This window comes from Nostoc sp. DSM 114161 (assembly GCF_052692665.1).
In genome coordinates, this window is record NZ_CP195141.1 from 1,603,158 (window position 1) to 1,618,711 (window position 15,554).

The following is a 15,554-nucleotide window of genomic DNA, read 5'->3' on the forward strand; positions in this document are numbered from 1 at the left end:
CAAGGATAAAACAGGTATCAAGTTTGAGATTTCTGTGTTTTAGCTTGTTCTAGTTCTTGTTCTAAAATTTGTTTAAATATTTGGAATACTTTGACATCAAATGATGAGAGCTTTCCTTCAATTTTACGATTTTTAACTTGTAGAATGTTCCCTCTATTATCTTTAGCAGTAATTGTTAAAATTCCGTTGTTCCGCCATACGCGATATCGTTCACCCTCCAAATATTTGCCACTTTCTGGTGATGGTCTTCCTACTATATTTCAAGCTTTGTTTGTAGTATTGAAAATACTCTCGCCGTATTCATGCAATAAAATTTTTGCGGTAAATCCAGGTATCTGTTTACTAAGTAATTCAAGTAGTTCATCAACAGTTTGGGGCTTTCTTTTATACTTTGATGACTGTTTTTGCACTACTTGAACCATTTCTTGTGGGTATTTATCGAATAGATCGCTCAGAAAATTATCAGGTGACTGTGCTTTTATATTCAAAGGAGCCAAAGCTTTAGCACTAAAGTCCCTGAGATTGTTAGTAACAATAATATCAGCCCTAGCTATTATTGCAGCAGCAAGAACGTGACGATCTTTAGGATGATTAGTCATCGCTGCCTCTATTTCCCAAGGTACTTGTTCAACCATTGCTTCAGGAAAAGCTGTTTTTATTGTCTCCTGTAGTTTTTTAGCAAGTTCGGCTGATACTTTATTCTTTACAACAAGGTTGTCCATTGCTTCATCCAAGATTTTCTGTGACCAATAAGGCATGTATAAGCCAAACTCAGCAGTGGTCAGCAAAGTATCTCGAAGGTACATTGGAAAAAGAACACAGGCATCTAATATGACACTGGGCATAGAAATTTTTCTGAGTACTTATTCATCATACTCATACAAACCAGCTTCTTCACTCATCTCAACTAGCTGCTGTAAAAGTTGGTCACGTTTTGCATCCCTTTGTTCCTTATATTTTCTCAAATCCATAAAACGAACACGTCGATGCGTTCCCACATTCACATAGGGGATTTCACCTTGCTCTAGTAACTTGATTAGATAGGGACGTGATACATTTAGAAATTCAGCTGCTTGTTGTGTCGTCAATTCCTGCTCTTGAGGAACTATAGATATAGCCTGACCTAACGCCATCGTATGTACAACTTGACGTAGTACTTGATAAACAGAATCAGGTATAACAATTTCTTCTCCGTTTGCACCTACAAGTTTCGGGTGGGAGCCTTCAACTTTTAGAAGACGCTCTATTTGCTTGATTGATTGGGTTTCTTTTTCTTGAGCCATCACTGACTCTACAGGCAGGTTTTGCCCAGATATGATAGCCATTATGGTAAACCTTAACTCTCTTGATAATGTATCTATAATAATATATTTCACATTACATAAACGCAATATCCGAAACAAAGATGAATAAATTATAGAAAAGAGATAAAACAGGCTTATGATTTACCCTCTGTAAAAATAAGGTATTGATCGCTTTGATGTTGAGGCTTTGATGTTGAGTCAGTTAATAAGCGGACGTTGGGACTTAATTATAAGCGCTATTTCGACTACGTAAACGAAATACGCGAAAAATAAAATTTCTTGTATGATGCCAACTTATCTGGAGAAAATATGTTGAAACTCCAGTGAGGTTAAGGGATGCTTTATCAGGCGTATACTGCGGATGTGTTGGTTGTCGGTGGAGGAACTTAGGAACCAGAGCAATGCACTGGCTCCCCAACCTACGAATTACGAATCAATGAATTTTTTGATTTCGCGTACTTTCAAGAAACAAAGCAGGAGGCAGGAGGGAAAAGAATTTGACTTGTTTGTTTCATTCGTAGCAGGTGAAAGTAGTACCGCTGGGGCTGCTTTTAAGGAAAAGCAAGTTACGCGTTGCGTCTGACTCCAGAAGATATTGACGACATCAGACATTAACTCTTAGTTTTAGGCTTAGATGCAAGCACCTGAACTGATTTACCTTCTTGCAGAGCATCAGTAGGATTAGTAATTAACCTTGCATTAGGGCTTAAACCAGAAACTACTTCAACTTCAGTACCATAATCTCGTCCAAGTTCTACTTTTTTGTAGCTAACTTTATTTTCTTTTGTCACAGTAGCTACTTGTATACCATCTGCATTAATCACTAAGGTATTAGCTGGTACTAATAAAGGTGGATTGACACGTTGAGCCTTAAAAGTAACTTCAGCATACATCCCAGGACGCAACACATTTTCTGAATTCCGTAATTCAATTTCAGTTAAAAGGGTATTGGAAGAGGCATCTAAGGCATCAGCAGTACGAATAACTTTACCAGAAAAAGCTTTTTTCGGTAGTTCGCGAACGCGAACGAGGGCAGTTTGTCCGGGCTGAATTGATTGAACAAAAGCCTGGGGAACGTTAATTCGGATACGTAAATTATCTGTCTGAGCAACTTTAAATAGCCAGGAATTTCCACTATTACTATTGCTCCCGGCAGAAATTAAAGCTCCTGTGTCTATATTACGAGCAGTAATTACACCGGAAAAAGGAGCAACAATTTGTTTGAATGATTGTAAAACTTTTATCCGCTGCAAGTTTGACTGAGCAGCATTTTTACTTGCAACAAAGGCTTTAATATTAGCTTTTTGAGAATTAATAGCCGCAAGAGCAGTATTTATACTTTCTTGCTCTGAATTAACGCGAGCAATTAAAGTCTCTACATTAGCTTGACTTGCATTATAAGCACTTTCACGTTCATCAGCAGCTTGTGTAGTCACTGCTCCTTGGTTTTGAAGTAATTGCCAACGTTGCCAAGTTTGACGCGCTAGTTCTAAGTTAGTCCGCGCTTCAATCAATTCAGCCTGTCTAGCTTTGAAGTTGGCTTTTGTTTGCGAAAGATTGCTGAGCTTTTGTGCTAAATCTGCCTGAACTTGAGCAATATTCGCCTCAGATTTTGCTAATTCCGCACGAGCTTGCTCTACATCTTGGTCAGTTTCAGGTGCATCAATGATAGCGAGCAACTGTCCTTTATTGACGCGATCGCCAATATCCACTAACTTCTTTTGTAAGTAGCCACTGGTACGAGCATAAATTGTGGTTTCTTGGCTTGCTTGAATATTACTAGGCAAGACTAACTCTGTAAAATTAGCTGCAAGCTTGGGTTTAACCACATTCACACCAGAAGCTTTTTTGGTTGTAGATTTAGCGAAAGCATTTAATTCTGATTGCTGTTGTATCCGAGGTATAATCCCAAGTGCTAAAAGCCCAGTGACAACAAAAGTAGTTGTAGCAATAATTCTGATATAACTGAGGCGATTTTTTTTAGTTGTTACCGGAGCTAATGTGATATTAGAATCAGCAATTTTGGTATTTTCTTGAGTATCCATGATATAGATTTCCTATTCGATCTTTTGAGTTATGAAAATCTAGCTCTTATAACTCCAAATTATGAGGAAATTCGGAGTTATGATTATTCAGGAATGATTTATCGATTTGCTACAGTTAATTTGATAGTAGAAGATAATTCTTTTTCTAAATTTTGGGGTTGTTTGCGGCGCAGAATACTGTAAATTACAGGTACAAAAATCAAAGTTGCCACTGTTGCTGCTAATAATCCACCAATTACAGCACGTCCTAAAGGAGCATTTTGTTCGCCACCTTCTCCTAAACCCAAAGACATTGGTAACATCCCCATAATCATAGCTCCAGCAGTCATCAATACCGGACGCAAACGAGTATAACCAGCTGCTAAAGCTGCAGAAATAGCTTTTTCTCCTATCAACCGTTGCTCATTGGCAAAGGTGACGAGCAAAATACTATTAGCAGTAGCAACTCCAATACTCATAATTGCACCCATCAAAGACGGCACACTAAAAGTTGTGTTAGTCACAAATAGTATCCAAACAATTCCTGCTAAAGCATTTGGCAGTGCCATCATAATAATTAGTGGATCGATCCAAGATTGAAAATTCACTACTATTAGGCAATAAACTAATCCAATAGCAAATATCAATCCTATCTCTAACCCTAGAAAAGATGAGTTCATCGTTTCTACTTGGCCTTTGACAATAATTGACGTTCCCCGCGGTAACTTCTCCTGAAATTTGTCAACTATTTTATAAATATCACTGGCTACACCACCTAAATCGCGACCTTGAACATTAGCATAAATATCAAACACAGGCTGTACGTTGTAATGATTAACAACAGCAGGTGCTTTACCACGTTGAACAACAGAAAGATTGCTTAAAAGTTGTGATGAATTAGAACCGTTAGTAATAGGTAGACTCTGTATTTTGTCCAGTGAGTTAAGTTTATATTGGGGAACTTGTACAGCTACTGGATAACTGACTCCTTTAACAGGATCGAGCCAGAAATTGGGCGATGTTTGACCGCTAGAGCTTAATGATGTGAGTAGGTTATTGGCAACATCTCGTTGAGTTAAACCGCTACGTTGTGCTTGAGAACGGTCTACATTAATACGTAGCTCTGGAGCATCGACGACTTGATGTAAATGAACGTCAACTGCTCCAGGAATTTGAGCTATTTGGGTTTTGATTTGTTTGGCAATTTTGTAGTTGTCACGGCGATTTTTAGATGGCCCTATAACCTGAATATCAATAGGGGCTGGTAAACCGAAGTTGAGAATTTGAGTTACTATATCCGCAGGTTGGAAAAAGAAGGTTAATTGAGGAAATTGGGCAGTTAACTTTTGGCGTAGTTGTTTAACATATTGCCAAGTAGAATGATGTTGACCTTCTTTAAGAGCTACAAGAATTTCTCCATCACCAGGCCCTATGGTTGCTGTGTCACTAAAAGCCAGGTTTACCCCACCTACAGGTACGCCAATATTGTCGAGAATAATTTCTAATTCTTCTTCAGGAATAACTTTGCGAATCTCATTTTCAACCTGAGTAAAAATCTGTTCTGTCCTATCAAGCCTGGTTCCCGCTGGAGCGCGGACGTGCAAGCGAAACTGACCTGCATCTACTTGAGGGAAAAAGTCTTGACCAACAAAAGGTAATAAAACTAAGGCGCTTACCCAAAAAGCACCAAACATTGCAAAAACTACACGGCGATGGTTTAGAGCTTTAGCTAAAGTATTTCGATAATTTTGACGAAATTTTTCAAATTGACGGTTAAACTGCTCGTGAATACGCCAGAAAATATTTTTTTTGCGAACAGAAGTAGATGAATGACCGTTAGCTTTGTCGGCTAAATTTTCATGTTCGGTATAAAGATGTAGTTCCTTACCAAGCAGAAACTTTGCCAACATTGGTACTACTGTACGCGAGAGTAGATAAGAGGCAAGCATAGCAAAAACAACCGCCATTCCTAAAGGCATAAATAGCGATTGTGATACTCCAGTTAAAAAGACAATCGGGATAAAAACAATACAAATTGCTAAGGTGGAAACGAAAGCTGGAACAGCTATTTGTTGTGCGCCATCTAAAATAGCTTGTTCTAGAGGTTTTCCTTGTGCCAAATTACGATGGATGTTTTCAATTTCTACTGTGGCATCATCAACTAAAATTCCAACTGCTAGAGATAGACCTCCTAAGGTCATAATATTTAGGGTCTGTCCTATTAATCGCAGGGCAATGATAGAACAAAAAATTGATAAAGGGATGGAAATTCCCACAATTAAAGTGCTACGCCAACTGCCTAAGAATAATAAAATCATGGCGGCAGTTAAACAAGCAGCAATCAATCCTTCTGTTAATACTCCGTGGATGGAAGCTTTCACAAAAATAGATTGATCGAATAAAATATCTAAATCTAATTCTTTGGGTAATGTGGCTTGAATTTTTGGTAGTCTTTCTTTGACTCTAGCTACAACATCTAAAGTTGAAGCACCACCACTTTTGAGGATAGTTAATAAGCTAGAACGTCTGCCATCTCGACGGACAATATTGTTCTGGACAGCAAAGCCATCATGGACTTGGGCGACATCACGTATATAAATGATAGTGCCGTTAATCTGTTTAATTGGTAAATTGTTTAAGGCTTCTACGACTTGGGGACTACTATTGAGGCGAACACTGTACTCGCGATCGCCTAATTTTGCATTTCCCCCAGGTAAAATCAGATTTTGGGCGGTAATCGCACTTGTGACATCTGTAGCTGAAAGTCCTTTGGCAAATAGCGCCTGCGGGTCAATATCTACCATGATTTGCCGAGGTTTACCGCCATAAGGTAACGGTACAGATGCACCTTGAACAGTTGCTAACTGAGTCCGCAGAAAATTATTACCGTTATCGTAAAGTTCTTGCTCTGATAGTGATGTGCTGCTAACACTTAGCTGAAGAATTGGCACGTTAGAAGCATTGTAGCGAACTATCAAAGGAGGCGTAATTCCTGGAGGCAAACCCCTCAGAATTGTTTGAGTAATAGAGGTAAGTTGAGCTACTGCTGCTTCAATTTTTGCTCCTGGTTGGAAGAAAACTTTAATGACACTAACACCATTAAGGGATTGTGATTCGATGTGTTCGATATCATTAACCGTGGTTGTGAAAGAGCGTTCGCTGCTTGTAACAATCCGCTGTTCCATTTCTTCTGGTGAAACACCACCATAAGACCAAATTACACTGACAACAGGAATATTAATTTCTGGAAAAATATCCGTTGCCATGCGCGTAATAGTAACTACCCCTAAGACAATAATTAGTATGGCAGTGATTACGAAGGTGTAAGGGCGACGAAGAGCAAGTTTAACAATCCACATTGTTTTTTAGTTTAAATTATTCTTTATTCTTCAGTCTGTCGGGGCAATTTATACTCCAATACAGTTCAGTTAATATCCCCCCGCCTGCGGCGCCCCCCTTAAAAAGGGGTGAAAGAGAGTTTGTTAGCCTTAAAAAGGGGGGTGGGGGATCTTAAAACATTAACTGAACCGTATTGATTTCTACTCAAGCCAATTGGAATTTTGATTGTAATTAGGTATTGACAAATAAAAAATATTCAATTGTGATTTTTCGCTACTAAATATTTGCAGTTAACTGTTAACTCTCAACAAATTCAAGCTGGATAATTTATTTATTGCCAAATCAAAATTCGCTGAACGCTTTCATCTGCGATCGCTTAAATTTAAAAGTATTAAACATTGCTTAATACGGTAATTCGATTGATTTACAGTACTTTATGTGGATTTATCTTTGCATACAGCTGTGTAAAATGCAATATCCCGTACTTTACCAAAATGAATAAGTAATATTCCATACTCCGATTGCTTGTCGGTAAGCCATGAGAAATAAAGTGCTTACTTTAAACTTGACAAAAGCTGATTTCTACAGATGAGTAACACAGCTAAGAATTGACTGAAATCAGCTAGATAGCAAAAAAAGTTCGCAAGCTAACCTTGGTGGAGGATTTGGATATGGTTCATCAGACATATACAGCTGATGTTTTGGTTGTCGGCGGTGGAACTGGAGGCACCGCAGCTGCTATCCAAGCAGCGCGACGAGGAGCTAAAACTATCCTCGTGAGTGAATTTCCTTGGTTGGGGGGAATGCTGACTTGTGCGGGAGTGTCTGCACCCGATGGTAATGAATTAGAAGCCTTACAAACGGGTTTATGGGGTGCGTTTTTGCAGGAGTTGCGACATCGACAACCAGGCGGATTAGACAACTGTTGGGTAAGCTTTTTTAGTTACGATCCCCGCATTGGAGCGGAGATTTTTGCTGATTGGGTGGAAGAATTGCCAAATCTCCAGTGGATTTCTGGACAAGTGCCAATAGATGTTTATCGCCAAGGCGATCGCATTACTGGTGTCCGCTTTGCTGATTTTGCTGTCACAGCCAAGATTATTCTCGACGGCACAGAATTAGGAGATTTATTAGCTTTAGCTGAAATACCTTACCGCTGGGGGTGGGAATTGCAATCTGAGTGGGGAGAACCCAGCGCCCCAGTAAGCTTTAACTCTTTAACCGAGAGATATCCCGTGCAAGCGCCTACTTATGTAGTCATTATGCAAGACTTTGGTGAAGCCGTTGCCCCAGAAATTCCACCTGCGCCGAATTACGATCCATCCTTATTTGCAGGTGCTTGGGATGGCTATGGAGCAGAGACATTTTTAAATTATGGACGTTTACCTGGCGATCGCTTCATGATAAATTGGCCAATCTGTGGCAATGACTACGGTCAAGGGTTAGAGCGGCTGATAAAGTCAGAGGTGACCAGAGGTGAATTTATCCAAGAATCGCGCTGGCACAGCCAAAATTTTGCCCGTTTTATTCAAAATCAACTTGGCCGTCGCTATGGTTTAGCACAACAACTATTTCCTCACACTCCTACAGCTTTTGCACTACATCCCTATTATCGGGAAAGCCGCCGTTTAGTGGGGCTAACTACCCTCCGAGAACAGGATATTTTACCAATTGCTGGGGGTAGAGTTGCATCTATATCTAATGATGCGATCGCCCTTGGCGCTTGCAAAGCGATCGCTGTTGGTAACTACGCCAACGACCATCATTATCCCGGCGTTCAATTTCCACTGCAACCAAAATCTATCCGTTGGGGGGGGCGGTGGACTGGAACTCCGTTTATAATTCCCTACAATTGTCTAATTCCAGCCACAACAGATGGTTTGTTGGTTTGTGAGAAAAATATTTCTGTCTCTCACATTGCCAATGGCGCAACCAGATTACAACCTGTGGTTATGGGCATCGGGCAAGCAGCAGGAATGGCAGCAGCTATGTGTGTCGAGTTAAACTGCCAGCCAAGGGATCTACCAGTCAGGGATCTACAAGCGGCTTTACTACAAGATGGCCGCTCAAAGGCAATAGTCATACCTTTTTTTAATCTGTCGCCTAATCTTTCGGATTGGCTGGATTGCCAACTGTATTACTTAAATAATCCACTAGCCTATCCAACTAGTGGTAATTGCCATCGGTCATCTACGGATGGGTATTCTGAATCGACTTTTGACAAGGTATTAATCCCAGAAAACAAGTGTTTTCAAGGTATTTTCTACCGCTTGAGTCATCAAGAATACAAATTCACTGTCGCTGCACCCGCCCCATATCAAGGGCAAAATTGGCAGCTTGTGACTTTGCGATCGCATATCAACGAACAATTAGAGGCTTATCCCGACCAACAATTAATTACAGTATGGGGTCGTCAGAATCACTTCAGTAATTGGTTATTAGTCGAACATTTAAATGAAGGATAAGAAGAGTTTATTTTCAGTAAAACACAATACTTTTTGACAAATTGTCCGGATATTCCTAGAAAAGCTAAGTATCAGTGAAGTGGAGAGTTCCAAAATAGACATCTGCTATGCGTGCTGCCATTTCACTTTTAGTTTCGAGTCTGGTGTTCGGCCCCTTAGCTTCTAACTGCCAAGCAATGGACAATCACTTATCAAGCGGAAAGTCTGTAGACGATTCTGCGACTTTTCCCAAGCTACGCCGACTTCCAGTAATACCAAGGGCAAACAGAACTTTCCAAGACAATTGGCTGCTTTCGATGCCTGCTTGGCAACAGTTCCTCTCGGCACAATCTGACCAAAATCCAGATGATGCGCCACGTCATCGCGGTAGTGGGCGCAGAGAAGTAATGCAAAAATTTGCCAAAAATTTCTATGCTATTGTTTAATTACCGTAGAATAATGCCTGTTTTTGCAAAACTATTTACCAGAAAAGAAGATGTTGTGCTGAAATTTTTTTTTCACAATTTTTCTGGCAGAGATGTATACAGTTAAAATCCGAAAATCTTCAGCGATCGCTTAGTATTTCAACTGCAATTTGCTGTATATACTAGTTGGTATAAAAGCTGAAAATCAAAAGGCAAATCAAGTTAACTGCCTCGATCTACAGCATCACCAACTGATTAAAAGCCACACAACTGTTACTCCTATTTCTGGGAAGCTCTGCGTCTGAACCCTCAACTGCTTTAGAAACAGATGTTACTTAGGTTATCAATTAATTTAAAACACATCTAATTCCGACATTTTGCTAATTGGGGAACAACCTTAAGGCAACTTCTCTTTATTCCCAAATAAGTTTTCTTACAGATTGAGTAGCCGATTACCTACATCAATACATAATTGGGCATGGGACAAACAGGAAGTGTGGGGGGTGTGGGAGGTGTGGGAGGATGGAGAAGAAATCTTTCCCACCACACTCCCTACACTTCGCCATCTCCTCATAGCCCCCACACTCCCCACACTTCTCTATCTCCTCATCTACCCACTCCCCATTCCTTCTCTTCAGACGGTTGTTTTCTGGCGATTATCTTCTATTCGCTGGATACCGTTGAGGAACATGGGTACAAACTTCTCGAAAAACGCTTGTGGATCGCGTTGCCAAGCTTTTTGTGCAGCTTGAATTCTAGTAAACTGCAACTCAGGTGCTAGCAACGTTTGGGGTAAGCGTTCCATCAGGTACTGAGGACGTTCCCAAAGCGGCATGGTATTTGCTACTTCCAGCAAGTTGGCAACTCGCCGCAGTTCAGCCCCCAAGGTGATATCCATTCCGGATTCAAAGGCCGCCTGTTCAATTGCGGTATATTTCCGCTTGGCTTGCTCTATTTTTTGCCGATGTTCTGGACTTTTACGGGCGAGTTCTGCTAGCCAGCGGTTACCCCAGCGCACATGTCCTGCTTCCTCTGGCAAAATTTTTTCAATTGTTTGCCGAATTTTAATGTTTTCTTCTGTTTGTGGCGCTTGCTTGAGGGCGTAAATGTGGGCGGAAAAATACTCACAGCCACGTTTTTCGGTAATGTTAATTGCTGTTAGAGCAGCAATAATGCCGTCCTCTAAGTTGCGTTTAGGATCGTAGGCATCTTTGTCAAGCAGGCGATCGAATTCATCAATATAGGAAGTTCCGGGGGGAGTTCCAACATCGCTTCCTAGTTCAACGAGTAAATCAGTCAGCCACATGGCATGACGAGCTTCATCACTGATGTGACGAGACAAATCCCGCACTAGTTCTGGCGGCTGTCCATTGAGCTGTTCGATTAAGTCAGTCAGGTCTTTACAACTGCGTTGTTCGCTGTAGCGGTAGCGATTCAGGGTAATTAGATGGATCTGGCGATCGCATACCACCCGTTTCAAGATTTCCCTCGCACCCAAAGCATTCTGAAATTTACGTGGGTAGGTGACTGTCATAAAGTTATATAAAGTTTTATAAACTCATATTCGATCCTAACTTAGTTTTTTGTAACTGCCGTATTCCTACTGGATTAGGGAAAAAGGGTAAAGTTCAAAAAACTAATTACTCAATCTGCACTTAACTATCAGACTGAAAAATATAAACTTATGTAAAGAATGTTATTGCTTTTGAATAATGATTTTGAAAAATAAAATCGCTAAAGGCTTTACTACACAAGCTTTTTATTTAATAGACACTGGCATTCAAAATCTATAATTCCAAAAATTAATCAAAAACGGTAGCTTATGTTACAGTTTTTTCTGTTATATTAGATTCAAGAAAGAACCCAAAAATATATATTCACTACAGAAGCAGAGAGGACTATGGTTATGTCTATCGCAGAAAAATCTCGTGCGTTAATGGTTCGCGAACATCAGCAAGTCAAGAATCGCCAACAATCAATGCTGATGCGTGCTGCACAAGAACTTGGTCTTCCTGAAGAAGCATCTCATTATTGGAACCCTATTCAAGGGAAGATAGATGCGACAACTCGGATGATTTATGGACGCAGCAATGCCACTATGAGTTAGTAGGAAGATGGGGCAGAGGGGGCAGGGGAAGGAGGGGAAAAGGTTAAAGGTTAAAGGGAAAAGGAATAAATTTAATCTTTCCCCTTTTCCCCGGTTGGTGAGCTTGTCGAACCATACCCCTTTCCCTTTCCCTTTCCCCATACCCAATACCCAACAGAAAAAAGCCACCCTTCAAGGTGGCGAAATTCAAACTTTTAGTTAGATACGGTACTTAAGGGATTACCAAAAAATAAATTATCCAATCTTGTGGGGTGGGCGTCTCGCCCGCCCTTTACTATAGACGGCAAGATGTTCGTCCCACAAAAAAATTGAATGTTTTTTTATTTGGAAGCCCCTTAAGCATCGTAATAGAGATAAAACTCATAGGGATGAGGACGTAGCTGCAACTGCTTGACTTCGTTAGCTAGCTTGTAGTCAATCCAATTTTCGATAAAGTCTTCTGTGAAGACGCCTGATTCTGTCAAGAAAGCGTGGTCGTTTTCTAGTGCTTCTAAGGCCAATTCCAAAGAACCTGGAGTTGAAGGAACCTTCGCCAGTTCTTCTGGAGAGAGTTCATAGATATTTTTATCTAAGGGAGAACCAGGATCTATTTTGTTTTTGATGCCATCAATACCAGCACAAAGCATGGCAGCGAACGCTAAGTAGGGGTTAGAAGTAGCATCTGGACAACGGAATTCTAACCGCTTGGCTTTGGGGTTATTGCCAGACAGAGGAATACGGATAGAAGCAGAACGGTTACCTTGGGAGTAAGCCAAGTTAACTGGTGCTTCATAACCAGGTACTAGGCGCTTGTAAGAGTTGGTACTAGGGTTGGTAATTGCCAACAGTGCTGGTGCGTGTTTGAGAAGACCGCCAATGTAATACAGTGCTGTCTCACTCAAACCAGCATACTTATCACCTGCAAACAGAGGTTGACCATCTTTCCAGATAGACTGGTGACAGTGCATTCCCGAACCGTTGTCGCCGAAAATGGGTTTTGGCATAAAGGTGACTGTTTTGCCATATTTTTTGGCAACGTTCTTGATGACATATTTGTAAATCATCAACCAGTCAGCAGCTTCGATCAACTTGCCAAAGCGGAAACCTAGTTCGCACTGACCGCCTGTAGCAACTTCGTGGTGATGCTTTTCAATGGGTACACCTAAGTCTGCCATTGTCAACAGCATTTCTGTACGGATATCTTGGAAAGAGTCCGTCGGCGAAACTGGGAAGTAACCTTCTTTGAAGCGTGGTTTGTAACCCAAGTTGGGTTTTTCAGCTGTACCGGCTTTACCAGAATTCCAAGCACCTTCTTCGGAGTCTAAGAAGTAGTAGCCTTCGTTGGCGGTTTGAGCAAACCTAGCATTGTCAAAGATAAAGAACTCAGCTTCAGGGCCAAAGTAGACTGTATCACCAATACCAGTGGAAACCAGGTAGTCTACTGCTTTTTGAGCAATTACCCGCGGACAACGGTTATACCATTCACCCGTGCGGGGTTCCTTAATACTACAAACTATACTTAGCGTTGGGACTTCCATGAATGGGTCGATCCAAGCAGTGTTGGGATCGAGTACCATCGTCATGTCCGATTCGTTGATAGCTTTCCAACCCCGGATGCTGGAACCGTCAAAAGGTACGCCATCAGTGAATGAACTTTCATCGATTTGGTTGTAGTACACAGTGAGGTGCTGCCAAGTCCCTACTGTATCAATGAATTTGAGATCGATCAGCTGAATTTTTTGGTCTTGGATTAATGTCAAGACTTCTTGTGGGGTTGTCATTGTTACTCCTTCCTGTACCAATTTCCTAAAGTAAAACCAGAATCTTCCAAAGCATCCTAGCCCTGCCGATCTCAATCAAGCCGTGACACACCTGAAATATCTTAAATTCTAGATATTAGGGTATTTTGTAGTTTGTGTTACAGATATCTGGATTACAGGTTATATTAACCTTTCGCGGATCATCTGTACAAAACTGGAAAGTTCATCACATAGGGGTCAACTTTGGCATAGAATCCTTATGTAGTGGATAGATTGTTTTTGTGCCGAATCTATTTTTAATAGCACAAAAATTTACTGTTGCATAAGTGCAGCCAAATAAATATCAAACCATAGATAGCAACGATTGGGAGAAAAAGGAATGCGCGATGCGGTAACAAGTTTAATTAAGAATTATGACGTGGCTGGTCGGTATTTTGACCGGAATGCACTTGATAGTCTAAAGTCTTACTTTGATAGTGGTACAGCACGAGTACAAGCGGCAGCAGCTATCAATTCTAATGCTGCTGGGCTTGTCAAGCAGGCTGGTTTAAAGTTATACGAAGAACTGCCGGAACTGATTCGTCCCGGTGGAAATTCCTATACAACCCGTCGTTATGCGGCTTGTTTACGGGATTTAGATTATTACTTGCGCTACGCCACTTATGCGCTGGTTGCTGGCAACACAAATGTGTTAGATGAGCGAGTGCTACAAGGTCTGCGGGAAACTTACAATTCTTTGGGAGTACCTATCGGGCCGACGGTTCGCGGCGTGCAGATACTCAAGGATTTAGCTAAAGAACAAGTGGTAGCAGCAGGTGTGGCTGATACTACTTTTGTAGATGAACCATTCGATCACATTACACGCGAGTTGAGCGAGATCGATATTTAGATTTTAGGGCAGGCTTTTCGGCCTACCCCAGAAAAATTATAAATAGCGATCGCTCTGTCAAATTCAAGTGCGATCGCTTTTTTATCAACCCTCAATTTGCTGTTTCAAATTGGCGATCGCGCCTCTGTAAAATAATTTTGCTACATTGAAGCTGTGTTTTTGGAGTTGCTTTCGACTAATGCCTGCTAGAGATATTTACCATGATGCAGTCATTAAAGCGCTTACAGCAGATGGTTGGACAATAACTAACGATCCTTTGTATCTCGCTTATGGAGGTAGAGAACTTTACGTAGATATTTGGAGCAGAAAGAGTTACTATTGCTGCCCAGAGGGATAACGAAAAAATAGCTGTTGAAATCAAAAGTTTTTTGAGTTTGTCTCCAGTAAGTGACCTGCAAGAACCAGTCGGACAGTATGAAATATATTGCACTGTACTTAAAGAATTAGAGCCAAAACGCCAGCTTTATTTAGCAGTTCCCAAACGAGTTTACGAAGGTATCTTTTCCGAACGCTTTGGTCAGCTAATTCTTAATAGCATAGGAATCAAACTAATTGTCTTTGACGAGCAACTAGAGAGGATTATCAAATGGATAAGCTAACTCACTATCGTGAAATTATTCGTCAGTTGATATTTGAATATGCTAGTCACAAACCTGCTAATGGTCAAATAGAGACGGAAGCTGTCATTGACTCACAACGAGACCATTACGAAGCGTCATATTAAACGCATTGCTGCACTCAAAAAGCCAGTCAGCCGTCATATCGAAACTGAAAAAACTAGAAATCGGTTTACAACACGTACCGTCGAAGTTTTTGATGATTTGACTTTGATCGATTCCCACTGGACGGGTATTAAGTCTTTAATCGGGGTTGAAAGAGTCGGAACCCGCACGGGTAAAGCATATCGCCAGGTTGTCTGTTATATCAGTAGTATAGTTGGCACAGCGAAAGAATTTCCTCATGGTATTCGCGGACATTGGGGTATCGAAAATCGCCTCCATTGGGGAGGCAGCGCTGTGGGCGGGTTTCCCGACTTGAGGCGACTGCCGTTTCAGGATGTAGTTTTGAATGAAGATAATTCAACTATAAGTATGGCTAAGGCTCCTGCAAATCTTTCAATTATGCGAGCGAGCGCTCTTAATATACTTCGTCGAAATGGTTCTGTTTCCATCACAATTGCCCAAAGATTTCTCTCTCATAAGATTGACAAAATACTTGCACTTGGGGAATGAAACAGCCCTGCTTTTTAAGGGGGTCGCTGCAGGCGGGGGGATCTTAACTGA

Annotated in this window: 15 protein-coding genes; 8 read left to right on the forward strand and 7 right to left on the reverse strand. The window is 41.0% G+C overall.

All coding sequences use genetic code 11. The features are described 5' to 3' along the window. Positions 1-17 precede the first annotated feature (17 nt). The 5 genes from NSTC745_RS06815 to NSTC745_RS06835 all read right to left on the reverse strand — a co-directional run bounded on the left by NSTC745_RS06815 (position 18) and on the right by NSTC745_RS06835 (position 6,687). Positions 18-221 carry a hypothetical protein gene (locus NSTC745_RS06815; protein ID WP_445636475.1) on the reverse strand — a complete coding sequence of 68 codons (204 nt, stop codon included), beginning with the start codon at positions 219-221 and terminating at the stop codon, positions 18-20. Positions 222-260: 39 nt separating this feature from the next. Beyond that, entirely contained in the window at positions 261-845 is a 585-nt protein-coding gene (locus NSTC745_RS06820) for a PIN domain-containing protein (protein WP_445636476.1), read from the reverse strand. Positions 846-863: 18 nt separating this feature from the next. Further along, positions 864-1,283: a helix-turn-helix domain-containing protein gene (locus NSTC745_RS06825; protein ID WP_445636477.1), complete on the reverse strand. Its 420-nt coding sequence runs from the start codon at positions 1,281-1,283 to the stop codon at positions 864-866. A 632-nt stretch (positions 1,284-1,915) separates the two neighbouring features. After that, on the reverse strand, positions 1,916-3,349 hold the full coding sequence (locus NSTC745_RS06830) for an efflux RND transporter periplasmic adaptor subunit (protein ID WP_445636478.1): 1,434 nt from the start codon (positions 3,347-3,349) through the stop codon (positions 1,916-1,918). A gap of 98 nt (positions 3,350-3,447) precedes the next feature. Then, a complete protein-coding gene (locus NSTC745_RS06835; RefSeq protein WP_445636479.1) occupies positions 3,448-6,687 on the reverse strand; it encodes an efflux RND transporter permease subunit in 3,240 nt (1,079 codons plus the stop codon). Positions 6,688-7,338: 651 nt separating this feature from the next. Here NSTC745_RS06835 and NSTC745_RS06840 point away from each other — a divergent pair. After that, positions 7,339-9,132 (forward strand): FAD-dependent oxidoreductase, encoded by a 1,794-nt coding sequence (locus tag NSTC745_RS06840; protein WP_445636480.1) that lies wholly within the window; start codon positions 7,339-7,341, stop codon positions 9,130-9,132. A gap of 107 nt (positions 9,133-9,239) precedes the next feature. Next, positions 9,240-9,557: a heterocyst-inhibiting protein PatX gene (gene patX / locus NSTC745_RS06845; protein ID WP_096534893.1), complete on the forward strand. Its 318-nt coding sequence runs from the start codon at positions 9,240-9,242 to the stop codon at positions 9,555-9,557. A gap of 613 nt (positions 9,558-10,170) precedes the next feature. On the opposite strand, the gene NSTC745_RS06850 is transcribed toward patX, so the two are convergent. Next, positions 10,171-11,070, reverse strand: a complete 900-nt coding sequence (locus tag NSTC745_RS06850) for a DUF455 family protein (RefSeq protein WP_445636481.1) — start codon at positions 11,068-11,070, stop codon at positions 10,171-10,173. 372 nt (positions 11,071-11,442) lie between these two features. On the opposite strand from NSTC745_RS06850, the gene NSTC745_RS06855 reads away from it, so the two are divergent. Further along, the gene (locus NSTC745_RS06855; protein ID WP_073638537.1) at positions 11,443-11,643 is read left to right on the forward strand and encodes a hypothetical protein; all 201 of its coding nucleotides are present in this window, start codon (positions 11,443-11,445) and stop codon (positions 11,641-11,643) included. Between the two features lie 335 nt (positions 11,644-11,978). On the opposite strand, the gene glnA is transcribed toward NSTC745_RS06855, so the two are convergent. Further along, the gene (gene glnA / locus NSTC745_RS06860) at positions 11,979-13,403 is read right to left on the reverse strand and encodes a type I glutamate--ammonia ligase (protein WP_445636482.1); all 1,425 of its coding nucleotides are present in this window, start codon (positions 13,401-13,403) and stop codon (positions 11,979-11,981) included. A gap of 358 nt (positions 13,404-13,761) precedes the next feature. On the opposite strand from glnA, the gene apcB reads away from it, so the two are divergent. From apcB to NSTC745_RS06885, 5 genes are all read left to right on the forward strand, one after another. Beyond that, a complete protein-coding gene (gene apcB / locus NSTC745_RS06865; RefSeq protein ID WP_445636483.1) occupies positions 13,762-14,271 on the forward strand; it encodes an allophycocyanin subunit beta in 510 nt (169 codons plus the stop codon). 178 nt (positions 14,272-14,449) lie between these two features. Next, entirely contained in the window at positions 14,450-14,608 is a 159-nt protein-coding gene (locus NSTC745_RS06870; protein WP_445636484.1) for an element excision factor XisH family protein, read from the forward strand. A gap of 19 nt (positions 14,609-14,627) precedes the next feature. Further along, the gene (locus tag NSTC745_RS06875; RefSeq protein ID WP_445638548.1) at positions 14,628-14,870 is read left to right on the forward strand and encodes an element excision factor XisH family protein; all 243 of its coding nucleotides are present in this window, start codon (positions 14,628-14,630) and stop codon (positions 14,868-14,870) included. Then, positions 14,858-14,995 carry an element excision factor XisI family protein gene (locus NSTC745_RS06880; RefSeq protein WP_445636485.1) on the forward strand — a complete coding sequence of 46 codons (138 nt, stop codon included), beginning with the start codon at positions 14,858-14,860 and terminating at the stop codon, positions 14,993-14,995. The genes NSTC745_RS06875 and NSTC745_RS06880 overlap by 13 nt, the downstream gene beginning before the upstream one ends. Continuing rightward, positions 14,958-15,503, forward strand: a complete 546-nt coding sequence (locus NSTC745_RS06885; RefSeq protein WP_445636486.1) for an ISAs1 family transposase — start codon at positions 14,958-14,960, stop codon at positions 15,501-15,503. Before NSTC745_RS06880 ends, NSTC745_RS06885 begins: the two co-directional genes overlap by 38 nt. Positions 15,504-15,554 lie beyond the last annotated feature (51 nt).

Bases quoted from the DNA above. Each gene is read 5' to 3' on its own strand.
- patX (WP_096534893.1), top strand. From the start codon at position 9,240: ATGCGTGCTGCCATTTCACTTTTAGTTTCGAGTCTGGTGTTCGGCCCC.
- NSTC745_RS06880 (WP_445636485.1), top strand. From the start codon at position 14,858: ATGGATAAGCTAACTCACTATCGTGAAATTATTCGTCAGTTGATATTT.
- NSTC745_RS06850 (WP_445636481.1), bottom strand. From the start codon at position 11,070: ATGACAGTCACCTACCCACGTAAATTTCAGAATGCTTTGGGTGCGAGG.
- NSTC745_RS06840 (WP_445636480.1), top strand. From the start codon at position 7,339: ATGGTTCATCAGACATATACAGCTGATGTTTTGGTTGTCGGCGGTGGA.
- NSTC745_RS06825 (WP_445636477.1), bottom strand. From the start codon at position 1,283: ATGGCTCAAGAAAAAGAAACCCAATCAATCAAGCAAATAGAGCGTCTT.
- NSTC745_RS06870 (WP_445636484.1), top strand. From the start codon at position 14,450: ATGCCTGCTAGAGATATTTACCATGATGCAGTCATTAAAGCGCTTACA.
- apcB (WP_445636483.1), top strand. From the start codon at position 13,762: ATGCGCGATGCGGTAACAAGTTTAATTAAGAATTATGACGTGGCTGGT.
- NSTC745_RS06855 (WP_073638537.1), top strand. From the start codon at position 11,443: ATGTCTATCGCAGAAAAATCTCGTGCGTTAATGGTTCGCGAACATCAG.
- NSTC745_RS06835 (WP_445636479.1), bottom strand. From the start codon at position 6,687: ATGTGGATTGTTAAACTTGCTCTTCGTCGCCCTTACACCTTCGTAATC.
- NSTC745_RS06830 (WP_445636478.1), bottom strand. From the start codon at position 3,349: ATGGATACTCAAGAAAATACCAAAATTGCTGATTCTAATATCACATTA.
- NSTC745_RS06820 (WP_445636476.1), bottom strand. From the start codon at position 845: ATGCCCAGTGTCATATTAGATGCCTGTGTTCTTTTTCCAATGTACCTT.
- glnA (WP_445636482.1), bottom strand. From the start codon at position 13,403: ATGACAACCCCACAAGAAGTCTTGACATTAATCCAAGACCAAAAAATT.